At 39.1% G+C, this 25,101-nt stretch carries 28 protein-coding genes; 17 read left to right on the forward strand and 11 right to left on the reverse strand.

Features of this window, described 5'->3' with window-relative positions; translation table 11 throughout:
* The first annotated feature begins 89 nt into the window (after positions 1–89).
* Positions 90–608: a hypothetical protein gene (locus tag B9A18_RS02395; RefSeq protein WP_084287060.1), complete on the forward strand. Its 519-nt coding sequence runs from the start codon at positions 90–92 to the stop codon at positions 606–608.
* Between the two features lie 407 nt (positions 609–1,015).
* Here B9A18_RS02395 and B9A18_RS02400 read toward each other — a convergent pair whose 3' ends face one another.
* Both B9A18_RS02400 and B9A18_RS02405 read right to left on the reverse strand, forming a co-directional pair.
* The gene (locus tag B9A18_RS02400) at positions 1,016–1,345 is read right to left on the reverse strand and encodes a DUF3276 family protein (RefSeq protein WP_084287061.1); all 330 of its coding nucleotides are present in this window, start codon (positions 1,343–1,345) and stop codon (positions 1,016–1,018) included.
* A gap of 68 nt (positions 1,346–1,413) precedes the next feature.
* Positions 1,414–3,204, reverse strand: a complete 1,791-nt coding sequence (locus B9A18_RS02405) for an ABC transporter ATP-binding protein (RefSeq protein ID WP_084287062.1) — start codon at positions 3,202–3,204, stop codon at positions 1,414–1,416.
* 112 nt (positions 3,205–3,316) lie between these two features.
* On the opposite strand from B9A18_RS02405, the gene B9A18_RS02410 reads away from it, so the two are divergent.
* The 9 genes from B9A18_RS02410 (at position 3,317) to B9A18_RS02445 (ending at position 9,406) form a co-directional block, all read left to right on the forward strand.
* Positions 3,317–4,405: a Glu/Leu/Phe/Val family dehydrogenase gene (locus tag B9A18_RS02410; protein ID WP_084287063.1), complete on the forward strand. Its 1,089-nt coding sequence runs from the start codon at positions 3,317–3,319 to the stop codon at positions 4,403–4,405.
* Positions 4,406–4,495: 90 nt separating this feature from the next.
* Positions 4,496–5,389: a transcription antitermination factor NusB gene (gene nusB, locus B9A18_RS02415; RefSeq protein WP_235005215.1), complete on the forward strand. Its 894-nt coding sequence runs from the start codon at positions 4,496–4,498 to the stop codon at positions 5,387–5,389.
* A gap of 4 nt (positions 5,390–5,393) precedes the next feature.
* On the forward strand, positions 5,394–5,855 hold the full coding sequence (locus tag B9A18_RS02420; RefSeq protein WP_084287065.1) for a DUF1573 domain-containing protein: 462 nt from the start codon (positions 5,394–5,396) through the stop codon (positions 5,853–5,855).
* A 21-nt stretch (positions 5,856–5,876) separates the two neighbouring features.
* Complete coding sequence (yajC, locus tag B9A18_RS02425) at positions 5,877–6,203, forward strand: preprotein translocase subunit YajC (protein ID WP_084287066.1); 327 nt, start codon at positions 5,877–5,879, stop codon at positions 6,201–6,203.
* 102 nt (positions 6,204–6,305) lie between these two features.
* Complete coding sequence (locus B9A18_RS02430; protein WP_084287067.1) at positions 6,306–7,253, forward strand: CdaR family protein; 948 nt, start codon at positions 6,306–6,308, stop codon at positions 7,251–7,253.
* Positions 7,253–7,846, forward strand: coding sequence for a dephospho-CoA kinase (gene coaE, locus B9A18_RS02435; RefSeq protein ID WP_084287068.1), 594 nt, complete (start codon positions 7,253–7,255; stop codon positions 7,844–7,846). The genes B9A18_RS02430 and coaE overlap by 1 nt, the downstream gene beginning before the upstream one ends.
* Complete coding sequence (locus B9A18_RS02440; protein WP_084287069.1) at positions 7,846–8,787, forward strand: MBL fold metallo-hydrolase; 942 nt, start codon at positions 7,846–7,848, stop codon at positions 8,785–8,787. The genes coaE and B9A18_RS02440 overlap by 1 nt, the downstream gene beginning before the upstream one ends.
* On the forward strand, positions 8,787–8,945 hold the full coding sequence (locus tag B9A18_RS25120) for a C1orf53 family protein (protein WP_159452587.1): 159 nt from the start codon (positions 8,787–8,789) through the stop codon (positions 8,943–8,945). Before B9A18_RS02440 ends, B9A18_RS25120 begins: the two co-directional genes overlap by 1 nt.
* A gap of 11 nt (positions 8,946–8,956) precedes the next feature.
* Positions 8,957–9,406, forward strand: coding sequence for a MarR family winged helix-turn-helix transcriptional regulator (locus B9A18_RS02445; RefSeq protein ID WP_084287070.1), 450 nt, complete (start codon positions 8,957–8,959; stop codon positions 9,404–9,406).
* Here B9A18_RS02445 and B9A18_RS02450 read toward each other — a convergent pair.
* Genes B9A18_RS02450 through B9A18_RS02460 form a run of 3 tightly spaced genes read right to left on the reverse strand, consistent with a single transcriptional unit; the run spans position 9,403 to position 11,431 of the window.
* Positions 9,403–10,140, reverse strand: coding sequence for a ZIP family metal transporter (locus B9A18_RS02450; protein WP_084287071.1), 738 nt, complete (start codon positions 10,138–10,140; stop codon positions 9,403–9,405). The two genes, B9A18_RS02445 and B9A18_RS02450, sit on opposite strands and share 4 nt — an antisense overlap.
* Complete coding sequence (locus B9A18_RS02455) at positions 10,140–10,703, reverse strand: phosphatase PAP2 family protein (protein WP_084287072.1); 564 nt, start codon at positions 10,701–10,703, stop codon at positions 10,140–10,142. The genes B9A18_RS02450 and B9A18_RS02455 overlap by 1 nt, the downstream gene beginning before the upstream one ends.
* Positions 10,700–11,431 carry a class I SAM-dependent methyltransferase gene (locus B9A18_RS02460; protein WP_084287073.1) on the reverse strand — a complete coding sequence of 244 codons (732 nt, stop codon included), beginning with the start codon at positions 11,429–11,431 and terminating at the stop codon, positions 10,700–10,702. The genes B9A18_RS02455 and B9A18_RS02460 overlap by 4 nt, the downstream gene beginning before the upstream one ends.
* Before the next feature lie 156 nt (positions 11,432–11,587).
* On the opposite strand from B9A18_RS02460, the gene glmM reads away from it, so the two are divergent.
* The 3 genes from glmM to B9A18_RS02475 all read left to right on the forward strand — a co-directional run bounded on the left by glmM (position 11,588) and on the right by B9A18_RS02475 (position 14,416).
* Positions 11,588–12,976 carry a phosphoglucosamine mutase gene (glmM, locus tag B9A18_RS02465; RefSeq protein ID WP_084287074.1) on the forward strand — a complete coding sequence of 463 codons (1,389 nt, stop codon included), beginning with the start codon at positions 11,588–11,590 and terminating at the stop codon, positions 12,974–12,976.
* A 6-nt stretch (positions 12,977–12,982) separates the two neighbouring features.
* Positions 12,983–14,131 carry a cysteine desulfurase family protein gene (locus B9A18_RS02470; RefSeq protein ID WP_084287075.1) on the forward strand — a complete coding sequence of 383 codons (1,149 nt, stop codon included), beginning with the start codon at positions 12,983–12,985 and terminating at the stop codon, positions 14,129–14,131.
* Between the two features lie 78 nt (positions 14,132–14,209).
* A complete protein-coding gene (locus B9A18_RS02475) occupies positions 14,210–14,416 on the forward strand; it encodes a hypothetical protein (protein ID WP_144009375.1) in 207 nt (68 codons plus the stop codon).
* A 61-nt stretch (positions 14,417–14,477) separates the two neighbouring features.
* On the opposite strand, the gene accD is transcribed toward B9A18_RS02475, so the two are convergent.
* Positions 14,478–15,323, reverse strand: coding sequence for an acetyl-CoA carboxylase, carboxyltransferase subunit beta (accD, locus tag B9A18_RS02480; RefSeq protein ID WP_084287077.1), 846 nt, complete (start codon positions 15,321–15,323; stop codon positions 14,478–14,480).
* Between the two features lie 119 nt (positions 15,324–15,442).
* Between accD and fbaA the strand changes: the two genes are divergently transcribed.
* From fbaA to B9A18_RS02495, 3 genes are all read left to right on the forward strand, one after another.
* Positions 15,443–16,522, forward strand: coding sequence for a class II fructose-bisphosphate aldolase (fbaA, locus tag B9A18_RS02485; protein WP_084287078.1), 1,080 nt, complete (start codon positions 15,443–15,445; stop codon positions 16,520–16,522).
* Between the two features lie 111 nt (positions 16,523–16,633).
* Positions 16,634–17,122, forward strand: coding sequence for a low affinity iron permease family protein (locus B9A18_RS02490; RefSeq protein ID WP_084287079.1), 489 nt, complete (start codon positions 16,634–16,636; stop codon positions 17,120–17,122).
* The gene (locus tag B9A18_RS02495) at positions 17,088–17,513 is read left to right on the forward strand and encodes a GNAT family N-acetyltransferase (RefSeq protein ID WP_084287080.1); all 426 of its coding nucleotides are present in this window, start codon (positions 17,088–17,090) and stop codon (positions 17,511–17,513) included. Before B9A18_RS02490 ends, B9A18_RS02495 begins: the two co-directional genes overlap by 35 nt.
* Positions 17,514–17,521: 8 nt before the next feature.
* Here B9A18_RS02495 and B9A18_RS02500 read toward each other — a convergent pair whose 3' ends face one another.
* The 5 genes from B9A18_RS02500 to B9A18_RS02520 all read right to left on the reverse strand — a co-directional run bounded on the left by B9A18_RS02500 (position 17,522) and on the right by B9A18_RS02520 (position 24,181).
* Positions 17,522–18,397, reverse strand: coding sequence for a hydroxymethylglutaryl-CoA lyase (locus tag B9A18_RS02500; protein ID WP_084287081.1), 876 nt, complete (start codon positions 18,395–18,397; stop codon positions 17,522–17,524).
* The gene (locus tag B9A18_RS02505; RefSeq protein WP_084287082.1) at positions 18,394–19,701 is read right to left on the reverse strand and encodes an NAD(P)/FAD-dependent oxidoreductase; all 1,308 of its coding nucleotides are present in this window, start codon (positions 19,699–19,701) and stop codon (positions 18,394–18,396) included. The genes B9A18_RS02500 and B9A18_RS02505 overlap by 4 nt, the downstream gene beginning before the upstream one ends.
* 108 nt (positions 19,702–19,809) lie before the next feature.
* Positions 19,810–22,791 carry a protein translocase subunit SecDF gene (gene secDF / locus B9A18_RS02510; protein ID WP_084287083.1) on the reverse strand — a complete coding sequence of 994 codons (2,982 nt, stop codon included), beginning with the start codon at positions 22,789–22,791 and terminating at the stop codon, positions 19,810–19,812.
* A gap of 113 nt (positions 22,792–22,904) precedes the next feature.
* Positions 22,905–23,390 carry a dihydrofolate reductase gene (locus B9A18_RS02515; protein WP_084287084.1) on the reverse strand — a complete coding sequence of 162 codons (486 nt, stop codon included), beginning with the start codon at positions 23,388–23,390 and terminating at the stop codon, positions 22,905–22,907.
* Positions 23,387–24,181: a thymidylate synthase gene (locus tag B9A18_RS02520; RefSeq protein ID WP_084287085.1), complete on the reverse strand. Its 795-nt coding sequence runs from the start codon at positions 24,179–24,181 to the stop codon at positions 23,387–23,389. The genes B9A18_RS02515 and B9A18_RS02520 overlap by 4 nt, the downstream gene beginning before the upstream one ends.
* Positions 24,182–24,587: 406 nt before the next feature.
* Here B9A18_RS02520 and B9A18_RS02525 point away from each other — a divergent pair, with 406 nt between their 5' ends.
* A complete protein-coding gene (locus B9A18_RS02525; RefSeq protein WP_084287086.1) occupies positions 24,588–25,097 on the forward strand; it encodes a Uma2 family endonuclease in 510 nt (169 codons plus the stop codon).
* The last annotated feature ends 4 nt before the right edge of the window (positions 25,098–25,101 follow it).

A 25,101-nucleotide genomic window follows, 5' to 3' on the forward strand; every position in this document is an offset into this window, starting at 1 on the left:
TTATATCTGGCTTCCTTATTCGTTGATATGTGTAGTTTGGGCATACTTAATTGTCAGAAAAGAAAAATCAACAAACCCAATTAAATAATATGAAAGTAATGTTATTTAGTTTAATAATTTTAAGCTATTTCGGAATAGCTGACTCAACGGCTCAGCAAATTAACAATAATGAAGACATAGAGGCTACAGTTTTTGGATTGCTTAACCTGAAGCATAACTATGAAGAACTAATGTCGAAAAAGCGAACCAATTCAGCAAACGAGCGCAAAACCTTAACTGCTTCGGAATTAAATAAAAGTGAATACGGAAGGTCTGTCAAGATGATAAAAGACAATGCCCCGAAATACCTGGCATACATTGAAAAAGCTATGAGCAAGGACGCTGAAACTTTGAGTAAGCAATATATCATCTATCAAAAGATACCTGTGTGGGATTCTGGTGCCAGAGACCGATATGTTATCAGTAAGCTGGATTACTTGAAAGGCGTCAAATACAGTCTTTTTGAACAAAAAAGTGATGAGTTGTTACATTTGTATAAAATCCCTGGTATCAAGTTAAAATATCCGATACCTACATCTTCTGCAATTAGGCCTGTTAAGCTGAAATAATATAGTTGAGGATAGTGTTAATTTGTTGGTATGATTGGGATAATATTTTATTTCGTTGAATACATATTTACACTTTTCTTTTTTAGTAGCTACTTCGAATACTTCCTGTATAGACACAAACTAATCGCCCATTCCCCCCTTGCGGAGGTCCTTTAGGCAAATAAGTAGATCCTAGGTACCCGCTAGGTAGGTTATAGGTACCGCATTAGTGCAAGGACTAACAAAGTACCTGTCATGTACTTCTAAGCTTGGAAAGTTATGGTAAGACTCCTAAAAGGTACGTTGTGTTTTTGTGAGTAATGTGTTGATTTGTAGTTGTTTAGATATATATATATTGGAGGTACATTCCATTAAAAAGCCCTGCTGAACTAAATCAACAGGGCTTTTTAATAGAGCTTTATATCTTCTTAGAATGAAAAGTCGTCGTTATGACCTTTACTTCCCACTCCTTCATGATTTTCAGAATATTCATAACGTTTCTCTACAACATCCTGATGGTTCTTGATGTATTCAACCGTTTCGTTTAATCCTTCAGTAAACTTCTCAAAATCCTCTTTGTATAAAAAGATTTTGTGCTTTACAAAAACGCCGTCTTCCAGTCTTTTCTTGCTTTCTGTAAGGGTTAGGTAGTAGTCTCCTGATCTGGTAGCTTTCACATCGAAGAAATAAGTTCTTTTACCTGCCCTTACTTTCTTCGAGAAAACCTCTTCTCTCTCTTTGTTGTCAAATTCTCCCATGGTTGGTATTGATCTTGGTTTTGGTTCGGGTAAATATAAACTAATAATTATTAAAGTTCAAAATGAAATTAATTAGTTTGCCGTTCTTCTTCTAATAATTGATTACGGTACATTTCCGCATAAGCGCCATCAAGTTCCAGTAGCTGAGTATGATTGCCTTGCTCAATAATGCGGCCATGGTCCAGCACAATAATCTTATCCGCATTTTTGATGGTCGAAATCCGGTGTGCAATTAAGATACTCGTTTTGCCTTTCATCACCCTGCTCAGGTTGTTCAGGATTTCCTCTTCAGTCCGTGTGTCAACAGCAGAAAGGCAGTCATCAAAGATCAGCATACGTGGTTCCTTAATTAAAGCCCTCGCGATAGAAACCCGTTGTTTTTGTCCACCCGAAAGTGTAATACCCCTTTCACCAAGCATGGTTTCAAACTTCAGCTCAAAATCAATAATATTATGGTAAACAGCCGCATTTTTCGCTGCGGTATTAATTTCATGATCAGTAACCTGATCCAGGCCAAAGGCGATGTTATTTTTAATCGTGTCAGAAAAAAGGAAAACTTCCTGTGGCACAAAACCAATCTGACTCCTGTAATTATTTAAATTGAGCCCATCCAGTTTAGCCCCATCAACAGTAATCTCCCCATTGTTTGCATCATACATGCGCATGATTAAATTGGCAAGCGTAGATTTTCCTGAACCTGTCCGACCGATAATGGCCACAAATTGTCCCTGCTCAATCTCAAAACTCACATCTTTTAGCGCTTGAATGCCCGTATCCGGGTAAACAAAGTTAACATGCTCGAATTTTATATTACCATTAAGCTGAGGGATTTCTATGTTTCTGGAAACGATATCCGGCTGCAATTGTAAAAACTCATTGATCCGCTTTTGCGAAGCTGCAGCACGTTGAATTAAAGTGGTAACCCAACCCAGCATAGAAACCGGGAAGGTCAGTTGATTCACATAAACGATAAACTCAGCAATATTACCTGGCGTGATCGAACCGTCGATCACTTGTATACCACCAATGTAAATAGTTAAAATGGTGCTTAAACCTACGAGCAAGAGCATGGTGGGGTAGAACAGGGCCTGAACCTTAACCAAACCCATCGCATTGTCTTTGTAACCCTGACTTTCAGCTGCAAATATTTTTTGTGTATAATCCTCCCTTACATAGGATTTGATCACCCTGATTCCTGAGAACCTTTCCTGCACAAAGCTGGATAGTTTGGAGAGTTGTTCTTGTATCTGTTCACTCTTTTGGTTGATCATGGTATTAACAAAATAGATGATCACCACCAATATGGGAAGAGGAAGCAAACACCAGATGGCCAGTGTAGCATTTACCCTGAACATGGCGTAAATAACCAATACAAATAATACTGCTGTATTTATAGTATACATAATGGCCGGGCCAACATACATTCGAACCCTGTTTACATCTTCAGTTGCCCGGTTCATCAGGTCGCCGGTATTGTTCCTTCGGTAAAAGCCAAGGCTCAGTTTCTGATAATGTGCATAGATCTCATTCTTCATGTCGAACTCAATGTGTCTCGACATTAAAATGATCGTTTGCCGCATAAAAAACAAGAACAAGCCTCTCAATAAGTACAATACAAGCACCAGTAATCCAAAGTAAAAAAGACTGGTACTGAAGATGTCGTATACGATAGAAGAACGCTCAAATCCATTAAACAGGCCATATATCTGGATGTTTTCTGTAATGAGGTTAAAGGCATGCCCGATCACCTGTGCAGGGATCACACCGAAAATGTTGGAGATGATCACAAAGAAAACCCCTGGGATAATCCACCATTTATATTTATAGAAGTATTTGTTTAAAAAACGCAGGTGTTTCATTATGGTGTAAAGTTATCCAAATCCACCTGTTTTTTTTAAACTCTTTGGTTAAAACAATGTAAATAATGTTTTTTTATGCTAGTTTTGCGACTTATCTGATAAACAAAATTATATGTCTGGTAATAGCTCTATCGTGAATTCAGTTTTAGATCAGTTAAGTGCTTCAGGGCACAAGAAGGTAATTTATTGTAATGATCCCGATACCGGTTTAAAAGCAATTATTGCGATTCACGATACAACTTTAGGCCCTGCCTTAGGCGGAACCCGTATGTGGAGCTATGCTACCGAAGCGGAAGCATTACAAGACGTATTGAGGCTATCAAGCGCCATGACCTACAAGGCCTCTATTACAGGCTTAAATTTAGGTGGGGGTAAAGCCGTAATCATTGGTGATTCTCATAAAGGGAAGTCTGAAGCCATGATGCGTAGCTATGGTAAGTTTATCAAAAATCTAAATGGTGAATTCATTACCGCTGAGGATTTAGGTACGACAACCAAAGATATGGAGTATATCCGTATGGAAACCAATCATGTAACTGGTGTTCCTGAATCATTGGGTGGTACTGGTAATCCTGCGCCAACAACTGCAAAAGGAGTATACCTTGGTATTAAGGCTTGCGTTAAGGAAGTTTTTGGAACAGATATGCTTGCCGGACGTTCTGTTGTGGTACAAGGGATAGGTAATGTAGGGGAACACCTGGTCGCTTTACTGAGAGCGGAGAATGTAGAAGTTTACATCAGCGACATCAATGAGGAAAGGATGCAGCATGTAGCACGTACCTATAAAGCAAAACCAATCAGTGCCGATAAGATCTTCGGTATTGATGCAGATATTTATGCGCCATGTGCATTAGGAGCTACAGTGAATGACAAAACCATTAATAAAATGAAGTTTGCCATTATCGCAGGTTCTGCAAATAACCAGCTTGCCGATGAAAATATACACGGACAGCTGTTGTTAGACAAAGGCATCCTGTTTGCACCGGATTATTTAATCAATGCAGGTGGTTTGATCAGCTGTTACTCAGAACTTACCGGATTTGGTAAAAAGCGTACCATGCAATTAACAGAGAATATTTACAATGCTACCAGAGACGTTATTAAAATGTCGAAGGCAGATAATATACCAACAATATGGGCAGCGAACCGTATTGCTGAAAAGAGAATATTAGACATCAAGAAAATAAAATCATCATTTTAATCACCAGGTAATTTACCACTCGTTCTTACATTCATGTTAAACAGAAGGCACTTAAGAATTAAAGCTTTGCAAAATATTTTTGCATGGCAAATGACAGACAAAAGAGATCTAACGTCCGCGAAGAAGGCGTTAATGCAAAGTATTGACGATGTGTACGAAATGTACATTGGCATGCTTTCACTGTTAGTAGAAACTACAGAGTATACAGGTATAGACGCTATTGAGCGCTCTAACAAACACCTGCCTACTGCAGACGATCTGAACCCGAATATGAAGTTGTTAAACAACAAATTCGCGGTTACCCTAAAACAGAATCCTGAATATCTTGCGGCGATCCACAAGTACAGAATCAACTGGATGTCCGATCCGGAATTTGTAAAAGCTATTTTTAATACCCTAAAAGGTACACCTGAATATGCAGCATACCTGGCGGATGAAAATAACGATCTTGAAGAATCAAAAACGATCATCAAATTCATCTTCAGAAAAATCATCCTTAAGAGTCATAACATCATCCAGGCATTTGAAGATAAATTCATCAACTGGTCGGTAGATAAGGAAGTGATGCAAGGTATGGTGGCTAAAACCATCAAAAACTTTACTTCAGAAGATCCATTCAAAAATAAACTGACACCAATCAGTCAGGATTGGGAAGAAGATAGCAAGTTTGTACAAGACCTGTTTGTCTATACCCTTAAAAACAACAAGGAGTATCAGGACCTGATCGCAGAAAGAACTAAAAACTGGGAGTCAGAGCGTATCGCGGTAATGGATACCATTTTAATGAAAATGGCCATCTGTGAGCTAATGAACTTCCCTTCAATACCTGTTAAAGTAACAATTAACGAATACCTGGATCTATCAAAAGATTACAGTACTCCGAAAAGTAATTCATTTATTAACGGTATCTTGGATAAAATTTTAGGAGACCTGAAAAGGACCGACAGCATACATAAAATCGGTCGTGGATTAATTGAAGAATAGAGATATGAAGAAAATCTTTGTACTGGCTATGGTTGCTATTTCATTTGCAGCATGCCAAAATGAAGCAAAAAACGATAAATCAGTAAGTAATCACGATATGCTTACAGGAGTAAATGCCGAATCATCTGTTCCGGCATCCGGTGAAGCAGCGGTAATGAACTTTGAAAGCGGAACTTACGATTTTGGTAAAATAACTCAGGGAGAAAAGGTTGCCTATAGCTACAAATTTAAAAATGTAGGTAAAAGCCCTCTGATCATTCTAAATGCTACAGCAACCTGCGGGTGTACTGTACCTGAAATACCAAAAGAGCCTGTTAAACCAGGTGAAGAAGGAGAAATCAAAGTAGTATTTGATAGCAATGGTAAAATAGGCATGCAGGATAAAGTAATTACAGTTACTTCAAATGCACAACCTCATATTGCTAGCCTACATTTAACAGGAGAAGTTAAAGAACAAACTAATTAAGAAACATTTATAAAATAAGATATGATATCAACAGTAATTTTGCAAGCTCAGGGCGGTATGTTAAGCACTTTAATTCCTATGGTTTTAATCATGGTAGTTTTTTACTTCTTCATGATCAGACCTCAGGTTAAAAAAGCAAAAGACCTTAAGAAAATGGTTGAAGCTTTAAAGAAAGGTGATAAAATCGTTACTACAGCAGGTATTCATGGTCGCATCGCTGATATGAATGACACTACTTTCCTTATCGAAGTAGAAGGTGGTACTAAAATCCGTTTCGATAAAACTGCAGTATCTTTAGATGCAACTAAAGCCGTTGCTCCTAAAACAGAAGAAGCACCAAAAGCGTAATTTTCTGTAAATTTATTTATAAAAGCCTGCATCATATTTATGGTGCAGGCTTTTATATTTATGCAATCGTCATACTAGCAGATTATTTGTATTTTTACAGCAATGCCGTTTATCAAACTCACAAAAATAGAGCGAAAACGTATCCTCGTTTTGATCACCTGTTTGCTGATAGCAATTGCAGCATGGTTATTTATGGCTTTAAATAATAAGTATCCATATACGGTTAAAACGGTTTTAAAATACAATAACATCCCTCAAAAAAAGGCTTTCCATCCTTTGCAATCTGATACGGTTGATCTTCAGGTGGAAGGTACCGGATGGCAGTTGCTCTTTTCCCGATTAAGGATTCAGCCCCAGTCTATCGCTATCAGTCTTGAAAAACTAAACAACAGGAATTTTATCCTCTTTTCAGAGCAGTTGTATAATGTGAATAATCAGCTGGAAACCTCCCAGAAGATCATATCTGTTAAACCCGATACGCTATATTTTGATTTCTCAGAGAAAACGATTAAAAAGGTGCCTGTCAGACTGATTTCGGAACTTAACTTTGTAAAACAATATGGGGTTTCAAATCCTATTGAAATCAATCCTGATTATGTAACCATATCCGGTCCTGAGCAGGAGCTGGATAAGATTAAAGAGTGGAAAACAGATTCATTAAAGCTTGATGATATTCAATATACCACTAAAAATATGGTAGGGATGATGCAAAGCAAGTTGAAGAATGTCAGCATTTTCCCAGCTAGTGTAGAAGTGAAAGTGCCCATAGATGAATTCACAGAAAAAGTACTTGAAGTACCTGTAAAGGTTATCAATAACCAGGAATATTATAACGTTAAGTTGTATCCTCGTAAGGTGAAAATTACCTTTTTGGTAGCGCTTTCAAAATATAGCCAGGTAAATGAAGACTTTATTGAGGCTGTGGTAGATTTGAATGACTGGAAAAAACTTAACCACAATAGACTAAGAGTGAAAGTTGTTCGGTTCCCGGATTTTTGTAAGCTGTTACAGATTGAGCCGGGTAAACTTGACTTTATTATCGAAAAATAATGCTGAAGATAGGAATCACAGGTGGAATAGGGAGTGGCAAGACCACAGTTTGTAAGGTGTTTGAAACACTGGGTATTCCTGTTTTTTATGCCGATACAGTAGCTAAGCAAATCATGATTACCGATGAGATTCTGGTTAAAGGTGTGAAAGATGCCTTTGGAAAGGAAAGCTATACCAATAACGGAGCTTTAAATAACAAACACATTGCAGCAATTGTATTTAATGATGCGAATAAACTAGCTAAATTAAATGAACTGGTGCATCCTGCGGTATTCAGGGCGTTCGACAACTGGGTAAAGGATATACCAGCTTCTGTTCCGTTTATCCTTAAGGAAGCAGCACTCTTGTTTGAAAGCGGATCGTACCGGATGTGCGATAAAAATATACTGGTGATTGCTCCCGAGGAAATCAGATTACAACGCGTAATACAACGGGATGGAGTAACAGCAGAACAGGTTAAGGCCAGAATGGACAAGCAGATGTCTGATGAAGAAAAAATAAAACTGGCCGACTATACAATTTATAATAATGAAACAGATTCATTGATCATTCAGGTGATCAGATTAAATCAGATGTTTCTAAATATGCATTAATGATATTAGATGATTTTATTGTACTTACAAAAACAGGCTTGTTTTGTAGTTACGGGGATTTTTATTTAGACCCCAAAGAAATAGTAAAGAATGCAGTAATCTCTCACGCACATGGCGATCATGCCATAGGAGGCAACCTGAATGTATTTTGTACGGAAGCGACCGCCCTCTTTATGAAACATCGCTACAGAAAGTTTGCCGGTGGAGAATTTCATCTGAAAACTTTTTATGAAATATTTGATCTTAATGGCGTTAAGATCAGCTTTATCCCTGCGGGGCATATACTTGGCTCTGCGCAGGTTTTAATGGAATATCAAGGCGTTAAATACCTTTATACGGGAGATTATAAGTTGCAGCCCGACAAGACCTGCGAGCCTATCGAATTTGTACAGGCAGATGTACTCATTACCGAAACTACTTTTGCCGACCCGAACACCCAACATCCGACAGCAGAAGAGGAAATACTTAAATTAAACGGTACGCAAACCAACATCATGCTGGGAGCTTATGCCCTGGGTAAATGTCAGCGATTAATTAGCTTAATGAATGACTATTGTCCGGATAAAAGGATACTGGTACACCATAGCATGTTGCCTTTTGTAAAAATATATGAACAAATGGGTGTCAACATGGGTAAATACGAACCTTACGATCGTAAAGTAATGAAGAATAACCTTACCAATATGGTTTATCTGGTACCACCGATGGTATTTAGGAGTTATTTTAAAGCTATTAATGTAATCAGAGTATTTGCTACAGGATGGAAACACCTGCAGAACAGTCACGAAATTCAATTGTACATCTCTGATCATGTGGATTGGAACGATATTATGGAGACCATAAAGCAGGTAAAACCTACACAAGTGTGGACAAATCACGGAAGTGGTGCAGAATTAAAAAACCATTTCGAGGCCAGTTTGGTTGTTAAGTCACTTGATTGATGAAAGAGGGAGAAGACTATTATTTTAATGATGATGGTTTAATGGTTTTTACCGAAGCTTACCACCTTAAGCGGGGGTATTGCTGTAAAAATAAATGTAAACATTGCCCATGGGGTTTTGGCAAACAAAAGAATAAGAAGCCCGAAAAAGATAAATAAAGGAACGTAAGATGGACCTGCAAAAAGCAACACAAACATCCCGATTTGAGAGCATTCACCAGCAAGCAATAGTAAATGTATTGTATACTTATGGATGGTGTAATGATGGCTTAAAGAAAGTCATTTTACCTTATGATATCACCCCTCAACAGTTCAATATATTGAGGATATTAAGAGGACAGTACCCCAACGCATCAACCATCAACCTGTTAAAATCCAGGATGCTGGATAAAATGTGCGACGCCTCAAGGATTGTTGATCGCCTGGTTCAAAAAGAGCTCGTGGTAAAGAATGTAAATTCGCACGATAAAAGAGCAGTAGACATTCTTATCTCCCAAAAAGGGCTAGACCTTCTTGAGCAGATGGATGAAGAAGTACGACTCTCGGCCATGATTGAATCTAATCTAACAGAAGAAGAAGCAGGGCTATTAAACAGCCTGCTGGATAAAATGAGGGGCTAGTGCGCGTGGCTGTGGCCACCGCCTGAAGTATAAAAACCTATCAGGGCTATAGCCACACCGCTCAATACCGCAATCATTTTACGCTTGCTTACTTTATGATCAACGCTCGATTCGAATAGGATGGTGGTAGAGATATGTAAAAATATACCAATCACAATACCCATAATCTTATTGAAATACACTTCAACACCACCAATACTTCCGGTGCTTAATCCGTAGCTTACGTAAAAGCCAAGCGGCGCCATAATGGCAAAAATACTGATGTAAAAGATGACGCTGTTTCTGTTAAAATGGCTTTGTAAAAGGATACTGGCAAGCGCAAAAGCTGCCGGAATATGATGTAGCGCAATACCGTAGATCAATGCGTTGTGCTGATCCTTAGCCAATGGCATTCCCTCTAGAAATGCATGCAGACATAAACTGATCATGATGCCATAAGGGAACGCTTTGTTTTCGTTGTGTTTGTGGATATGACCATGCTCAACACCTTCCGAAAATTGCTCCAACAGGATTTGAAGTAAGAAACCTATTAAAATAAATATGCCGATGTCACCATGGTCGTGACCACTATAAGCTTCAGGTATTAAGTGCAATACAGTAATGGCAAACAAGTAAGCGCCACTAAAGGAAAGAATCAATTTTAGCAATTGAGATTTGTCGCTCTTAACTAAAAAGATCGCTGTGCCCCCTAAAAAAGCACTGAAAAATAAAATGAGTAATTTCCAGATTTCCATTATAATTGTGGTTGTATTTTTCTATAAATTTTTGAGGTAATTAAGCCTATCGTAGTGCCAAGCAGAGCACCAACCATAGTGTCGATAGGGTAGTGAACCCCAACGTAGATTTGAGAAAACGAAATGATAAATGCCCAGAATAAAGCTATTGGTAAAATAGGCTTCCACTTGTCGTAAAAAACGAAAATAAGGAATACGGCAATGGCAAAATGATTGGTAGCATGGGCCGATGGGAAACTATAACCGCTGCCGCAACCCACCCTGTGGATGATCTCGTCGGCAAGACCAGGTTCGTTGCATGGTCTGAGCCTTGTAACAAAAGGTTTAATCAGCCGTGAAGCAATCAAATCGCCCATCGCAAAAGTAACCAATAGCATCCCTATGATATAGGCACCCTTTTTTTTGTATTCAATGAAGCAAAAAATAATGATGAACAGATAAAGAGGAGCCCAGAAATACCTGTTTCGCATCAAAGGAAGCAACCAATCAAAGAATGGATTGCCCATACCCCTGTGGATCTTTAAAAACAGCGCTACATCAAATTGCTGTAAGCTCTCTATCATGCCTTCTTGCAGATTAATATCAAACGGTCTGATTTGATCTCATCAAATTCTTCCAGGGAATAGCTGCCAAATGTGGCTGTAATGCGTAAACCACTCTTGGTCAGCATTCGTTCAAAATCAGCACGGTCAAAAGCCTGTACACGCTCTTCAAAGGCGTACGACTTATCGCGGTGTTCAAAATTGATGTGCTTGATGATCTTTCCATTGGCCACGAACTTACTCAGTTGAAACTCTATGCCTTCAACAGTTTTGCTTTCCTTAGGAGCAAGATTTTTAATGATCTTTTGCGTGTTGAAATAGTCGATAACCAATGTTCCGTCTGGCTTTAAACTTTTTCTGAAGGATTTTAAAGCATTCACATGATCTTTCTCCGTGTCAAAATACCCAAAGCTGGTAAAAAGGTTCAATGCAATATCAAAGTAATTGATAAAGGACAATTTACGCATGTCATGAACAAAAAAATGAAGGTGTTTCTGCTCAAACTGCTGCGCGTACTTAATGCTTTGCTCCGAAAGATCAATTCCTGTTACATCATAACCCTTTTTGTTCAGGTATACCGCATGTCGGCCGCGACCGCAGGCAATATCAAGAATTCTTGATTCTGTGGTGGGCTTTAAATAAGCCGATAGGTTGTCAATCAGGAATTCTGCTTCCGCATCATCACGCTGACTATATAGAATGTGATAATAGGGAGAGTTGAACCAATATTGAAACCATTTGCGTTGCATAGAATAACTTTTAGATTGACAAATATAGTGTTTGGCTTGCAAGCGGCAAGATTATTTGACAGATAAATGCAATTTAGTTGTATTTACTGTAATAATGATTAAAGTTAAATAATTGGTTCAGTGATTTTTTCTTATTTTTGAAGAAAACTGAAAAACTTGACACTAATAAAATCTATCTCCGGCATTAGGGGTACTATTGGCGGCATTGCCGGCAACGGACTAACTCCTCTCGATATTGTAAAATTCACGGCAGCCTATGGCTCCTGGGTAATCAACAGAACCAACATTAAAAAGATTGTCCTTGGTCGCGACGCCCGTATTTCGGGTGAAATGGTTAATAATCTGGTTATTGGTACCCTGCAAGGGCTGGGAATTGAGGTCATAGACCTTGGTTTATCCACCACCCCAACTGTAGAAATTGCCGTTCCAATGGAACAGGCAGGTGGCGGTATCATTTTAACCGCAAGCCATAACCCAAAACAATGGAATGCCCTGAAACTACTCAACGATAAAGGTGAATTTATTAGCGATGCAGATGGAAAAGAAGTGCTGGAGATCGCTGAAAAGTCCGAATTTGAATTTGCTGATGTTGACAGTCTGGGTAAAGTAATTACCAACGATACCTATTTACAAAAACACATCGACGTGATCCTGGCTTTGCCATTGGTGGACGTTGAAGCTATTAAAAAGGCTAATTTTAAAGTGGCTATCGACTGTGTAAACTCTACAGGAGGGATATTTGTGCCTGCTTTATTGAAAGCATTAGGTGTAGAAACTATCCATGAACTGTACTGTGAGCCAAATGGTCACTTCCCGCATAACCCTGAGCCACTTCCTGAAAACCTGACGGAAATTGCTAAGCTCGTGCAAAGTAAAAATGCCGATTTGGGTATTGTAGTCGATCCGGATGTGGATCGTTTATGTTTTGTATGCGAAGACGGTGAAATGTTTGGTGAAGAGTACACCCTGGTAGCTGTTGCTGATTATATCCTTAAACACAACCCTGGAAATACAGTATCCAACCTGTCATCTACAAGGGCCCTAAGAGATGTAACTGAGCATGCTGGTGGCGAATATCACGCATCAGCAGTAGGCGAGGTGAATGTAGTGAACAAGATGAAAGCTACAAATGCCGTTATTGGTGGTGAAGGTAATGGTGGTATCATTTATCCTGAGTTACATTATGGTCGCGATGCTTTAGTGGGTATTGCCTTATTTTTAACGCACCTTGCCAAGTTCGGAAAGTCTATTTCTCAGTTGCGCAAAAGTTATCCTGAATACAACATTTCAAAAAATAAAATCACCTTAACTCCAGAAATGGATATTGACGCATTATTGATCAAAGTGCAGGAGAGATATAAAGATCAGCCAAACAGTACCATCGATGGGTTGAAAATTGAATTTGATAAAGAATGGGTGCATTTGCGCAGATCGAACACAGAGCCGATCATTCGTATCTACAGCGAGGCAGGAACCGAAACGGTTGCCGAAAATCTTGCTGCGAAGATCATTTCAGACATCAAGGAAATATTAAAACTGAATTAAGGAGAAATGGAAAGAATTTATCTAGATAATGCTGCAACTACACCCATAGATAAGGAAGTAGTAGCTGAGATGGTTCATGTAATGAACAATTATTATGGAAATCCGTCTTCAATTCATGCTCAGGGCCGTGAGGTACGTACTTTAATTGAGAAAGCCAGAAAAACTGTTGCCGGAATATTAAATGCTACACCTGCAGAGATATTTTTTACTTCAGGAGGTACTGAAGCTGATAATACAGCCATTCGTTGTGGTATTGCTGCTTATAAAATCAAACATGCCATCACCTCTAAGATAGAGCATCATGCTGTAGAGCATACCTTAAACATGCTGTTAAAGGAAGGTGTAATCGATAAGTTGAGCTTTGTAAATATTGATGAAAAAGGTAATGTTGACTACAACCATCTGGAAGAATTACTTAAAAACAATGAGCGTACCTTCGTATCGTTAATGCACGCCAACAATGAGTTGGGTACTTTAACAGATATAGAAAGGGTGGGAGATATCTGTGAAGCTTACAATGCAATTTACCACTGTGATACCGTGCAAACCATGGGACACTATGTTCATGATGTAAGAAAGCTGAAAGCGCAATTTATTGTATGTGCTGCTCATAAATTACACGGACCTAAAGGCGTTGGTTTCCTGTTTGTAAACCATAGCGTTAAAATCAGTCCGATGATTTTGGGTGGTGCACAGGAGCGTAACATGCGCGGTGGAACAGAAAACGTATACGGAATTGTTGGTTTGGCAAAGGCACTTGAAATTGCTTATGCTGAAATGGAGCAACACCAGAGCCATATTCAGGAGCTGAAAACCTATTTAAAAGATAAGTTGAGTAAAGAGATTGCAGACATTTCTTTTAACGGAGAAACTGATGCTGATAAAAGTTTATATACCGTGTTGAACGTTTCATTCCCGGCAATGGAAATGGCCGATATGTTGTTGTTTAACCTGGACATCAACGGTATCTCTGCTTCTGGAGGTAGTGCATGCTCATCGGGTTCTAACATCGGTTCTCATGTACTTAATGGTATAGGCGCTGATGCGAACAGACCCTCTGTACGTTTCTCATTCAGTAAATACAATACTAAAGAGGAATTAGATTTTGTTGTAGAAAAAGTAAAGCAAATCGTAGATCAGAACGTAAATGTTTAAAATTTTAAAACAGAACATATATCAAGATTGTTTTTAAGGTACAGAAAACAGAGTTTCTTACCATAAATGTTTTTGATTATGAAAAAGGAGAAAAAAGATGAGGGTGGAAAAGCACACAGAAAAACTGTTTACAAAGAAACCAAAGAGCTCATCAGTGACACAGAATTAAATAGCGGAGATACTTCCTCCGTTTTTGACTTGGGTAGGAATGATTTCGTGATAAGACCAAGAAGAAGGAACAGACCACTCGGGTCGGGGCACGAACCAGGAACTATTCCGGGATAGAGATATAAAAAAAGGGCTTGTGTTAAAACAAGCCCTTTTTTTATATCTGTAATTTTTCCTTTTAGTTCTTCATCATCTTGATAAATGTTGCCAGTTTAGCTTTCATCGCTCTTCTGTCAACAATAAAATCAAGGAATCCGTGTTCCAGAACAAACTCTGCAGTCTGGAAACCTTTAGGTAAATCCTTTTTAATGGTTTCTTTAATTACCCTTGGACCTGCAAAACCGATTAATGAACCCGGTTCAGCAATGTTAATATCACCCAGCATAGCGTAAGAAGCGGTAACACCACCTGTGGTTGGGTCGGTTAGTAAGGAAATGTACGGGATTTTAGCCTGACTCAACAAAGCGAGCTTTGCCGAAGTTTTAGCCATCTGCATCAATGAAAATGCAGCCTCCATCATCCTTGCACCACCTGATTTTGAAATCATCAGGAAAGGGATTTTGTGTTTAATGCTGTAATCAATAGAACGGGCAATCTTTTCACCTACTACGGAACCCATTGAACCGCCAATGAAATTGAAGTCCATACAGGCCACAACAAGGTCTTCACCTTCTATTTTACCATGAGCAGCCCTTATAGCATCTTTTAGACCTGTTTTGGCCATGCTTTCTACCAATCTATCGGTATAAGGTTTACTGTCAGTGAAATTTAACGGGTCGCCCGATGTTAAATTTGGAAACAGTTCTGTAAACTGATTGTCGTCAAATAATACCTGAAAGTACTCTTTAGACCCAACACGCAAATGATAGCTGCAGTATTGGCAAACATATTTATTTTCTTCAAGGTCTGCACTGTGTAACGCTTTCTTGCAATTAGGGCACTTATTCCATAAACCATCTGGTGCCTCTTTTTTTTCTTCCGTTAACGTACTGATACCTTTTTTTTCTCTCTTAAACCAAGCCATGTTATTTGTTGAAAAATGCGAGTACAAAGAAACAAAAAAAAATTAGAACAGTTTAAGGTATTTTGATTTGGCCAGATTGATATTTTTCATAACTTCGGGCATATCTAAAATCAAAAATAATGAGTTTAAAAGGCTATAAAGGCGTAATTTACGGAGATGCTGTTCAGGAGTTATTTGAGCAGGCTAAAAAACATCAATTTGCTTTACCAGCGGTAAATGTTACAGGCACCAACACCATCAATGCAGTTATGGAAACTGCAAAAGCAGTTAATTCACCTGTTATGATTCAGTTATCAAACGGAGGTGCGCAGTTTTATGCAGGAAAAACATTAAACAATGATAATTTAAATGCATGTGTATTAGGTGCTGTATCGGCTGCTAAACACGTTCATTTACTTGCAGAGCATTATGGTGTAGCAGTTGTATTGCACACCGATCATGCTGCTAAAAAATTATTACCATGGATTGATGGATTGCTAGACCACGGCGAGAAATTCTTTGCAGAGCATGGTAAACCACTATTTTCTTCTCACATGCTTGATCTTTCGGAAGAATCTATCGAAGAAAACATGGAGATCTCGGCTAAATATTTAGCGCGTATGGCTAAAATGGGCATGACTATCGAAATCGAGCTGGGTGTTACCGGTGGCGAGGAAGATGGAGTAGATAACAGCGATGTGGATAGCTCAAAATTATATACACAACCTTCTGAAGTAGCTTATGCTTACGAAGAACTGAGTAAAGTAAGTGATAAATTTACTGTAGCTGCTGCATTTGGTAACGTTCATGGTGTATATAAACCAGGTAACGTTAAATTACAGCCGGTAATCCTTAAAAACTCTCAGGACTATATCAAAGAGAAATTTAACCTTACTGCTGAAAAACCAATCAACTTTGTATTCCATGGTGGTTCTGGTTCTTCTCAGGAAGAGATCAGAGAAGCTATTTCTTACGGCGCTATCAAAATGAATATCGATACAGATATGCAATGGGCAATGTGGGAAGGTATCCTGGACTATTATAAAGCTAATGAAGCTTATCTTCAAGCACAAATCGGTAACCCTGATGGTGATGATAAGCCAAATAAAAAGTACTATGATCCACGCGTTTGGTTACGTAAAGGCGAAGAGCAATTTGTTAAACGTTTAACTCAGGCTTTCGAGGATTTGAACTGTACAAACGCAAGCGATAAATTATAATTTCGCTTAAAATTGATAAAAAGGGCTATACCATCATGGTATAGCCCTTTTTTTATATGTATTAGGTAGTTGCGCAAATAATGATGAACTTAGAAATACATATGCTGAATTATGAGAAAGAAGAAGACAACCTATAGTTTATTTGAACGTTTTGCCAATGCAGCAACCAGATTTACGGGAAGTTCACCTGCCTTTCTGGGTGCTACTGCTATTGTGATCCTATGGGCACTTACAGGACCATTTTTTAACTATTCGGAAACCTGGCAGCTGGTGATCAATACGGGAACAACCATCATTACATTCCTGATGGTTTTTTTAATTCAAAAAGCGCAAAACAAAGATGGCAAGGCCATTCAGCTAAAACTGAATGAATTGATTGCTGCCCATGAAAGGGCCAGTAACAGGATGGTAGATATTGAAGACCTCACCGAAACAGAGCTCGACCAGCTTCATAAATTTTATGTAACATTGGCTAATCTGGCTAAAAAAGAAAGCAATATTCATTCTTCGCACTCCATAGATGCTGCCGAAGAGATACACGAAATTAAAATTAAATTAAAGAGACATGGAAGAATTGCGGGTAAAGAAGACCAAAAATAAAGAAGAACTGGAAAAGGTATTTGAGATAAGGAAAACGGTTTTTGTAGAAGAGCAAAACTGTCCGCCTGAACTGGAATGGGAAAATGAAGACGTATCCATTCACTTTCTTGCTGAAATGAATGGCGAAGCCTGTGGTGCCTGCCGCTGGCGCAAAACCGACCATGGATATAAACTGGAACGCTTTGCTGTATTAAAAGAGTTTAGAGGGAAAAGAATAGGGCAGGCTCTGGTAGCAGCAGCTCTGGCTGATTTACCGGAAAATGCAGATTATATTTATCTGAATGCTCAAATAACAGCCATGCCACTATATGCCCGATTTGGTTTTATATCCGAAGGAGAACAATTTGATGAAGCCGGAATACAGCACTTTAAAATGGTTAAGAAGGCATAATTAACTGGTTACAAGAATACTTTGGCAGCGTAGGCAACCGCCTCCTGCCATTTTTCCATATTCAAGCCTAAAGGTTCGTCTTTACTATTTAAATAACTGATCAGGTCTTCCGTAGCCATATTGCCCGTTAAATCGTCTGCAGCCATCGGACAGCCACCAAAACCTTTTAAAGCGCTATCATAGCGCCTGCAACCACTTTCGTAAGCCGCTTCTATTTTTTCAAATCGGGTATAAGGCGTACTGTGCAAATGCAGACCAATCTCAACGCCAAGCTCGGGGCTTTCAAATCGTTTAATCAGCGGTGGTACAATCTCTTTTATCTTTTCAGGAGTAGATACACCTGTGGTGTCGGATAAGGCAAGGATCTTAGCGCCATGACCAACCAGTTCATCTGCCCATCTTTCTACAATTTCTGTATTCCATTCATCTCCGTAAGGATTTCCAAAGCCCATAGAAAGATAAATCACTGCAGTTTTATTGGTACGGTCGCATATTTCCAGTAAGTTTTTTACGGTATCCAGGGATTGTGCTATACTTGAATTGGTATTTCGTTGCTGGAACGTTTCTGAGATAGAAAAAGGGAAACCAAGGTAACTGATCTGCGGATGCGAAGCGGCTTCCTCTGCACCTCTTAAATTGGCTACAATGGCCAATAGTTTTGATTGTGTATTGCTTAAGTCGAGTTTCGACAAAACCTCCGCTGTATCCCGCAGTTGCGGAATGGCTTTCGGTGAAACAAAACTGCCAAAATCTATCGTGTCAAAACCTACCTGAAGCAATAAATTAATATAAGCGGCCTTCAGGTCTGTATCAATAAAATCGTGTATACCCTGCATGGCGTCTCTCGGACATTCAATCAGTTTAACCGGTTTTTGTGCTGTCATATGTTTTCTAACTCTTTGTCTATGCTGTTTTCTTTAAAATATGGGCGGATAATCAACCTGGTACCTCTGTCGTAGCTAAAATAGCTCCATACCCAGTTTACAAATACCACCAGTTTATTTCTAAAGCCTACCAGCGTCATCAAATGTACAAACATCCAGGTAAACCATGCAAATACACCCTGAAATCTGATCTTATGAAGATCCACTACCGCTCTGTTCCTTCCAACCGTAGCCATTGTGCCCTTATCGGTATATTTAAAAGGAACAAGCGGTTTTTTCTCCAGGATATTGATCAGGTTTCTGGCCAGGAGCTTTCCCTGCTGGATAGCAGCAGGAGCAACGCCCGGGTGTCCGTTTGGAAATTCTTCAGTAACCATGGCTGCCACATCGCCAATGGCATATATATTTTCGTAACCATCAACGAGGTTGATCTCATTTACTTTGAGTCTGTTCCCTCGTACAATATGCTCCGTATTTAATCCGTCTAATACTACACCTTTTACGCCGGCCGACCAAATAACAGTCGAAGTAGGAATCTTTTGTCCGTCCAATAAGCTTAAAATCTTTCCATCGTAAGCCTGAACACGGGAGTTATTCATAATGGTTACGCCCAGTTCTGTTAAAAACTCAGCAGATTTTTGTTGTGACTGGACCGACATGGCGCCCAGTAATTCCGGTGAGCCCTCAATGAGGTATATGTTTACATCGTTAATGTTCAGGTCAGGGTAATCATTTTTAAGCACGTGCTTTTTTAGTTCGGCCAGAGCACCTGCTGTTTCCACGCCCGTTGGTCCGCCACCAACCACTACAAAGTTCAGCATCTGTGCCTTTACCATAGGATCAGCAGCAATTTGTGCGGCTTCAAGGTTTTGTAAAATCAAACTCCTCAGGTTTAGTGCTTCAGGGATGGATTTCATGGGCATGGCATTATGTTCTATTTCCGTCTGCCCGAAGAAATTGCTTGTGGAGCCTGTTGCCAATACCAGGTAGTCGTATTCAATGGTTCCTATAGAAGTTTCAATAGTGTTCTCGGCAGGGCGGACCTTATGCACCTCCGTTACCCTGAAAGTCAGGTTTTTTTGCCCTTTAAAGATCTTTCGTATGGGGAAAGCAATAGAATCGGCCTCCAGGCCTCCAGTAGCTACCTGGTACAGCAAGGGCTGAAAGGTATGGTAATTGTGCTTATCCAGCATCATCACATCTACAGGCTCATCGCTTAATTTTTTGGTCAGCTCAATCCCACCAAATCCACCACCCACAATAACAATTCTTGGTTTACTGCCTTTTGGAAAATGTTGGTTCATAATATTGGGTTTCAGTAAATGTTTACAACAACGATTAGTAAAAATATATAACAAACAAAAAAGGCATCCCAAAAAGGATGCCTTTAATTATAATGTGTAAGAATTTACTTACTTTTTAACTTTTACGTTGGCTTCACCTAAGTCTAATACGATAGGGGTAGAGATACATAATGATGAGTATGTACCGATAATACGACCAATTAACAAGGCAAATATAAATCCGCGGATACTTGCACCACCGAAAACAAAGATTACCAACAATACGAAGAATACAGTTAATGAAGTCAGGATAGTACGACTCAATGTGCTGTTTAGTGCAAAATTGATTAGGTTTTCTTTTTCTTTACCATGTAAATCATCTTTACCTGCTTCAGTTAATTTCTCACGGATCCTGTCGAATACAACAACCGTTTCAGTCATGGTATAACCCATTACGGTTAAGATAGCTGCGATGAAATCCTGACCGATCTCTAATGAGAATGGAAGCACACCATCTAAAATAGTATAGAATGAAAGTACAAGTAATACGTCGTGGAACAAAGCGATAACCGCACCTAAACCATAGTTTAGTTTCTTAAACCTTACCACGATGTAGATAAACATCACTAAACATGAGAACAATATCGCGCCATAAGCACTGTATAGAATGTCGCTCGCGATGATCGGACCAACTTTCTCGTTACTCTCAATGGTATATTTAGCGCCAGTTTGATCCAAACCAGATTTTAATGCCGTCTCAACAATTTTATCAGCTTCAGTATCGGTATCAGTGATGTGGTAAGTAGTCGTGATTTTTAATTCATTGTCACCACCAGCAGTTTTAACAATCGTTTCTGATTCAGGGAATACTGAGTTTAATTTAGCTTTTACGTCTTCAGTATGCATCCCTTTATCAAAGTGAACGATGTAAGTTCTTCCACCTTTAAAGTCGATACCTAAGTTTAAACCATCATTTTTAATATAGAAAATAACACCTAAAGCAATAATAACTGCAGAGATCGTGTAATATAATTTTCTATGTCCAACGAAGTTGAAAGCGATGTTTTTAAACGCGTGAATGGTGTATTTGTTACCAAAAGTAATGTCAACTTTCTTGTCTAATAAAGTTTCGAATACTATACGTGAGATCAATACTGCACAGAATAGAGAAGACAAGATACCAATACAAAGTGTTGTAGCAAAACCTTGAACCGGACCACTACCGAATACATAAAGGATAACACCCAATACCAATACGGTAACGTTTGAATCGATGATAGAAGACATTGCATGTTTGAAACCTTCTTTGATCGCTACAGGAGTAGATTTACCTAAAGTAAGTTCTTCCCTAACACGTTCGAAGATCAGGATGTTCGCATCCACTGATAAACCGATTACCAATACGATACCTGCGATACCTGGCAATGTTAATACTGCACCGAGCGATACCAGGATTCCCATAATGAAGAATAAGTTGATCACCAATGCAAGGTTAGCAACCCATCCAGCTTTGTTATAATAAACAGCCATGAAGATCAGGATCACCACGAAAGCAAGTACAAACGATAATAAACCGTTATGGATAGCTACTTCACCTAATGATGGTCCAACCACAAATTCACCAACGATTCTTGCAGGAGCAGGTAATTTACCAGCCTTTAAGATGTTTGCTAAATCTTGTGTATCGTTTTGTGTAAAGTTACCAGTGATTTGTGAAACACCACCAGCGATTTCGTTTTGTACAGTAGGAGCAGAGTAAACTGTATTATCTAATACAATAGCAATTGCTTTTTTATTGTTTGCATCTGCAGAAGCTTCAGCGGTAATTTTTTTCCATTTTGAAGCACCGTCACCAGTCATGTACATGGTAACCTCAGGTTTGCCATGCTGATCGAAATCAGAACGGGCATCGCTGATCGCTTCACCACCTAAATCTGGTTTGCCATCTAAAGAAGTAACTTTGATTGCATACAATTCAAAAATCTTACTAGGCGTTTGCGTACCTAAATCAGCAGGCTTAACACTCCACATGAATTTGTAAGTCTGAGGAATGATTGCTGCAATTTCTGGTCTTTTCAGGAATGCATTTACTTTAGCAGTATCTTTTTGAGCTACCCATCCAACAACTGGTCCCGGACGTAATGCAGGCTGACCATTCTCACCTTGGTAAGTAGGGATGTTTAATATGGCGAATAATGGATTAGATTTTGCAAGCTCGTTATTTTTAACGTTTGCTGAATCTTTAGTATCTGTAGTTTTAGCTAAACCAGCTAATTTACTTCCAGCTTTAGCTGTAGTGTCTTTTGCTCCTGCAGCTGACGAAGTATCTTTAGTTGTATGTTTTAAAGTAGTAGCTAAAGTTTTGTTGATGTTTTCTAAAACAGGGTATACTTCTTCATTCTGGTATACTTGCCAGAATTGTAACTCAGCAGAACCTTGTAGTAGTTTGTGAACACGTTCTTTATCTTGCACACCTGGCATCTCAATCAGGATACGGTTAGTACCTTCTTGTTTCTGCATGTTCGGACTCACTACACCGAAACCATCAATACGGCTTCTGATAATGATGAATGAACGATCGATCGCGCTGGTAGCTTCTTTAGATAAGAAGGTTTTTACTTCAGCATTGCTCGCATTAGGCTTTAACAATTTTGCGTTGTCCTGGTTAGAGAAGAAATCTACAAGCTGTGAGTTCGGAGCAAGTTTTTCGTACTCGTCAACAAACAAACTAACGTAGTCTTTACCGCCAGCATTTAAGCGCTGTTGTGCAGCAGCCAAAGCTTTGTTAAAATTAACATCATCGGTATTTCCGGCTAAAGATTTAACCAGCTCACCTAACGAAATTTCCATCGTTACGTTCATACCACCTTTAAGGTCCAGACCAAGGTTAATTTCTTTTCCTTTACAGAACTGATAATTAAAACCGAAAAGCGGATAAACCGGCACAGTGGCCATCGAGTCTAAATAAGCTTTTTCTTTTTCTACGTCTCCTTTAGCATAAGCTTTTGCGTCTTTTTCAACCTTCGATGTGACGAAGTTGAATGAGAGAGAATACACACAGACAATACCTAATAGTATTGCCATAAATTTAATGAAACCTTTACCCTGCATTTGTTCGTAATTATTAGTCTATATATGCTATATATTTTTTTAACAAGTCGGCAAATCTAATTATTTTTTTAATTAATAGGCCACCTTATTGATTTTTTATTAAAGAGCCTCAACTATTTGCGTAAAAGTGTCGAAAAAGTGTAAGCTACGCGATTTTTTTCATCCGGAAGGTGTTTTTCTACACTAGTTTCTTCCCATTCGTTAAAATCGATTTCAGGGAAAAAAGCATCTGCTTCATAGTTTTCATGTACCCGGGTCAGATAAATGCGGTCGGTAACCGCTAAGGTGGTTTTGTAGATCTCGGCACCGCCTATGATGAATACTTCGTCTTCGTTGGCACAAAGTGCCAGTGCGTCTTCAATATTACCGGTAACTTCTACTCCTGGTATTAGCAGGCCGGCTGTACGGGTAATCACGATGTTTCTTCTGTTTGGCAAGGGCTTGCCAATGGAATCGTAGGTTTTACGGCCCATAATAATCGTGTGGCCGCTTGTGATTTGTTTAAAGTGCTTTAAATCGGCCGGTAAATGCCAAAGCAACTGATTGTCTTTTCCTATGGCATTGTTTTCGGCAATGGCTACTACTGCAGATACGATCATACGGCTACAGCTCCTTTAATGTGTGGATGGGCATCATAGTCAGATAAAGTGAAATCTTCAAATTTAAAACTGAAAATATCTTTAACTTCCGGGTTGATGTGCATAACCGGTAATTTTTTAGGCTCACGGGTTAATTGCAGTTTAGTCTGCTCGATATGGTTGTTGTACAAATGCGCATCGCCAAGGGTGTGAATAAAGTCGCCATACTGCAAGCCACATACCTGAGCAACCATCATAGTTAATAAAGCATAGGATGCAATATTAAATGGTACGCCTAAAAATATATCTGCGCTGCGTTGATAAAGCTGACAGCTTAATTTCCCGTCGGCCACATAAAACTGGAAAAATGCATGGCAGGGAGGAAGGGCCATATTGTCCACTTCTGCCACATTCCATGCCGAAACAATAATTCGCCTTGAATCGGGATTAGTTTTAATGGTATTGATGATCTGCGCGATCTGATCAATATGGCCACCATCAGGTTTAGGCCATGAACGCCATTGAGAACCGTATACCGGACCCAGGTCGCCATTTTCATCTGCCCACTCATCCCAGATCTTTACACCATTATCTTTTAAATATTTGATGTTCGTGTCGCCACTCAAAAACCAGATCAGTTCGTGTATGATGGATTTTAGATGCAGTTTTTTAGTGGTGACCATAGGGAAACCATCCTGTAAATTAAATCGCATCTGGTAACCAAATACGCTAATGGTTCCGGTTCCGGTACGATCGTGTTTTTGTGCGCCGTTATCGAGCACATGCTGCATCAAGTCTAAATATTGCTTCATAATTGTTTACCCAATTCCATGCAAAAGTACATAATATATGGGTTTTGAAGAAGCGCTGCCAGAGGATTGTTAGCTATCGGGAAAATAACAAGTGTAAAGCAGCTGAAGTTTAATTGAAGTCCAATTGTTTATAGGGAAACATGGACCTGGTATGGACTCACGATTTACTTTACAGGTATGGACAGTTATTTCTGATTTTGCTTTACACTTCTTGCTTTTTTTACTCAATTGCTTTACAAGATTTGTATTTTGCTTTACAGTTTTTTTGTTGGCGACTTAATCTTGAGAGAAATATTTTATATTTATTTAAAGTTTTGAGCATTCATGTAGAATGGTGGTTTTTAACACATGATAAAATATTTTTGTGTCTGGTGAAAAATATTATCTTTGATTATATCATATCATTATGCAAGACAAAGGTTCAATAAGAGTAGGTCAGCCATTTGTGGATCGTCAGCAATTGCTGGGGGAGATCTATGCTGGACTGTATGGTTTTTTTAAAGGAAAGGCTTGCGCAGTGTTTGCCGCTCCATTTGATTTGTTTTTTCTTGGCCGGTCGAAAGTTGATCAGGATGTATTCAATGTTTTGCAGCCCGATATCTGCGTAGTCTGTGATCAAACCAGGTTGGATGATCGTGATTGCGTTGCTGCGCCCGATATTGTGGTGGAAATTTTATCGCCTGAGCACAACAGGGGAGATCTGGAGAACAGACTTGTTATTTATGAAGCATATGGCGTGCGCGAATATTGGATTGTGCATCCTGATGAGCAGTATTTTTTAAAGTATATACGAGGTGATGATGGAATTTTTGGTACGGGTAAGCTTTACGATGGTGGGGTTGAGTTCGTTTCTGATATTTTACCGGGCTTTCACTTAAACGTTGAGGAGGTTTTTGGGTTAATGAAGTTCGCATAAAGGT

This window comes from Pedobacter nyackensis (genome assembly GCF_900176505.1).
Classification (GTDB): domain Bacteria; phylum Bacteroidota; class Bacteroidia; order Sphingobacteriales; family Sphingobacteriaceae; genus Pedobacter; species Pedobacter nyackensis.

What these genes read in the sequence shown, in the direction of transcription:
- B9A18_RS02395 (WP_084287060.1), top strand. Translation starts at nt 90, where the DNA reads ATGAAAGTAATGTTATTTAGTTTAATAATTTTAAGCTATTTCGGAATA.
- B9A18_RS02400 (WP_084287061.1), bottom strand. Translation starts at nt 1,345, where the DNA reads ATGGGAGAATTTGACAACAAAGAGAGAGAAGAGGTTTTCTCGAAGAAA.
- B9A18_RS02405 (WP_084287062.1), bottom strand. Translation starts at nt 3,204, where the DNA reads ATGAAACACCTGCGTTTTTTAAACAAATACTTCTATAAATATAAATGG.
- B9A18_RS02410 (WP_084287063.1), top strand. Translation starts at nt 3,317, where the DNA reads ATGTCTGGTAATAGCTCTATCGTGAATTCAGTTTTAGATCAGTTAAGT.
- nusB (WP_235005215.1), top strand. Translation starts at nt 4,496, where the DNA reads ATGACAGACAAAAGAGATCTAACGTCCGCGAAGAAGGCGTTAATGCAA.
- B9A18_RS02420 (WP_084287065.1), top strand. Translation starts at nt 5,394, where the DNA reads ATGAAGAAAATCTTTGTACTGGCTATGGTTGCTATTTCATTTGCAGCA.
- yajC (WP_084287066.1), top strand. Translation starts at nt 5,877, where the DNA reads ATGATATCAACAGTAATTTTGCAAGCTCAGGGCGGTATGTTAAGCACT.
- B9A18_RS02430 (WP_084287067.1), top strand. Translation starts at nt 6,306, where the DNA reads ATGCCGTTTATCAAACTCACAAAAATAGAGCGAAAACGTATCCTCGTT.
- coaE (WP_084287068.1), top strand. Translation starts at nt 7,253, where the DNA reads ATGCTGAAGATAGGAATCACAGGTGGAATAGGGAGTGGCAAGACCACA.
- B9A18_RS02440 (WP_084287069.1), top strand. Translation starts at nt 7,846, where the DNA reads ATGATATTAGATGATTTTATTGTACTTACAAAAACAGGCTTGTTTTGT.
- B9A18_RS25120 (WP_159452587.1), top strand. Translation starts at nt 8,787, where the DNA reads ATGAAAGAGGGAGAAGACTATTATTTTAATGATGATGGTTTAATGGTT.
- B9A18_RS02445 (WP_084287070.1), top strand. Translation starts at nt 8,957, where the DNA reads ATGGACCTGCAAAAAGCAACACAAACATCCCGATTTGAGAGCATTCAC.
- B9A18_RS02450 (WP_084287071.1), bottom strand. Translation starts at nt 10,140, where the DNA reads ATGGAAATCTGGAAATTACTCATTTTATTTTTCAGTGCTTTTTTAGGG.
- B9A18_RS02455 (WP_084287072.1), bottom strand. Translation starts at nt 10,703, where the DNA reads ATGATAGAGAGCTTACAGCAATTTGATGTAGCGCTGTTTTTAAAGATC.
- B9A18_RS02460 (WP_084287073.1), bottom strand. Translation starts at nt 11,431, where the DNA reads ATGCAACGCAAATGGTTTCAATATTGGTTCAACTCTCCCTATTATCAC.
- B9A18_RS02470 (WP_084287075.1), top strand. Translation starts at nt 12,983, where the DNA reads ATGGAAAGAATTTATCTAGATAATGCTGCAACTACACCCATAGATAAG.
- B9A18_RS02475 (WP_144009375.1), top strand. Translation starts at nt 14,210, where the DNA reads ATGAAAAAGGAGAAAAAAGATGAGGGTGGAAAAGCACACAGAAAAACT.
- accD (WP_084287077.1), bottom strand. Translation starts at nt 15,323, where the DNA reads ATGGCTTGGTTTAAGAGAGAAAAAAAAGGTATCAGTACGTTAACGGAA.
- fbaA (WP_084287078.1), top strand. Translation starts at nt 15,443, where the DNA reads ATGAGTTTAAAAGGCTATAAAGGCGTAATTTACGGAGATGCTGTTCAG.
- B9A18_RS02490 (WP_084287079.1), top strand. Translation starts at nt 16,634, where the DNA reads ATGAGAAAGAAGAAGACAACCTATAGTTTATTTGAACGTTTTGCCAAT.
- B9A18_RS02495 (WP_084287080.1), top strand. Translation starts at nt 17,088, where the DNA reads ATGGAAGAATTGCGGGTAAAGAAGACCAAAAATAAAGAAGAACTGGAA.
- B9A18_RS02500 (WP_084287081.1), bottom strand. Translation starts at nt 18,397, where the DNA reads ATGACAGCACAAAAACCGGTTAAACTGATTGAATGTCCGAGAGACGCC.
- B9A18_RS02505 (WP_084287082.1), bottom strand. Translation starts at nt 19,701, where the DNA reads ATGAACCAACATTTTCCAAAAGGCAGTAAACCAAGAATTGTTATTGTG.
- secDF (WP_084287083.1), bottom strand. Translation starts at nt 22,791, where the DNA reads ATGCAGGGTAAAGGTTTCATTAAATTTATGGCAATACTATTAGGTATT.
- B9A18_RS02515 (WP_084287084.1), bottom strand. Translation starts at nt 23,390, where the DNA reads ATGATCGTATCTGCAGTAGTAGCCATTGCCGAAAACAATGCCATAGGA.
- B9A18_RS02520 (WP_084287085.1), bottom strand. Translation starts at nt 24,181, where the DNA reads ATGAAGCAATATTTAGACTTGATGCAGCATGTGCTCGATAACGGCGCA.
- B9A18_RS02525 (WP_084287086.1), top strand. Translation starts at nt 24,588, where the DNA reads ATGCAAGACAAAGGTTCAATAAGAGTAGGTCAGCCATTTGTGGATCGT.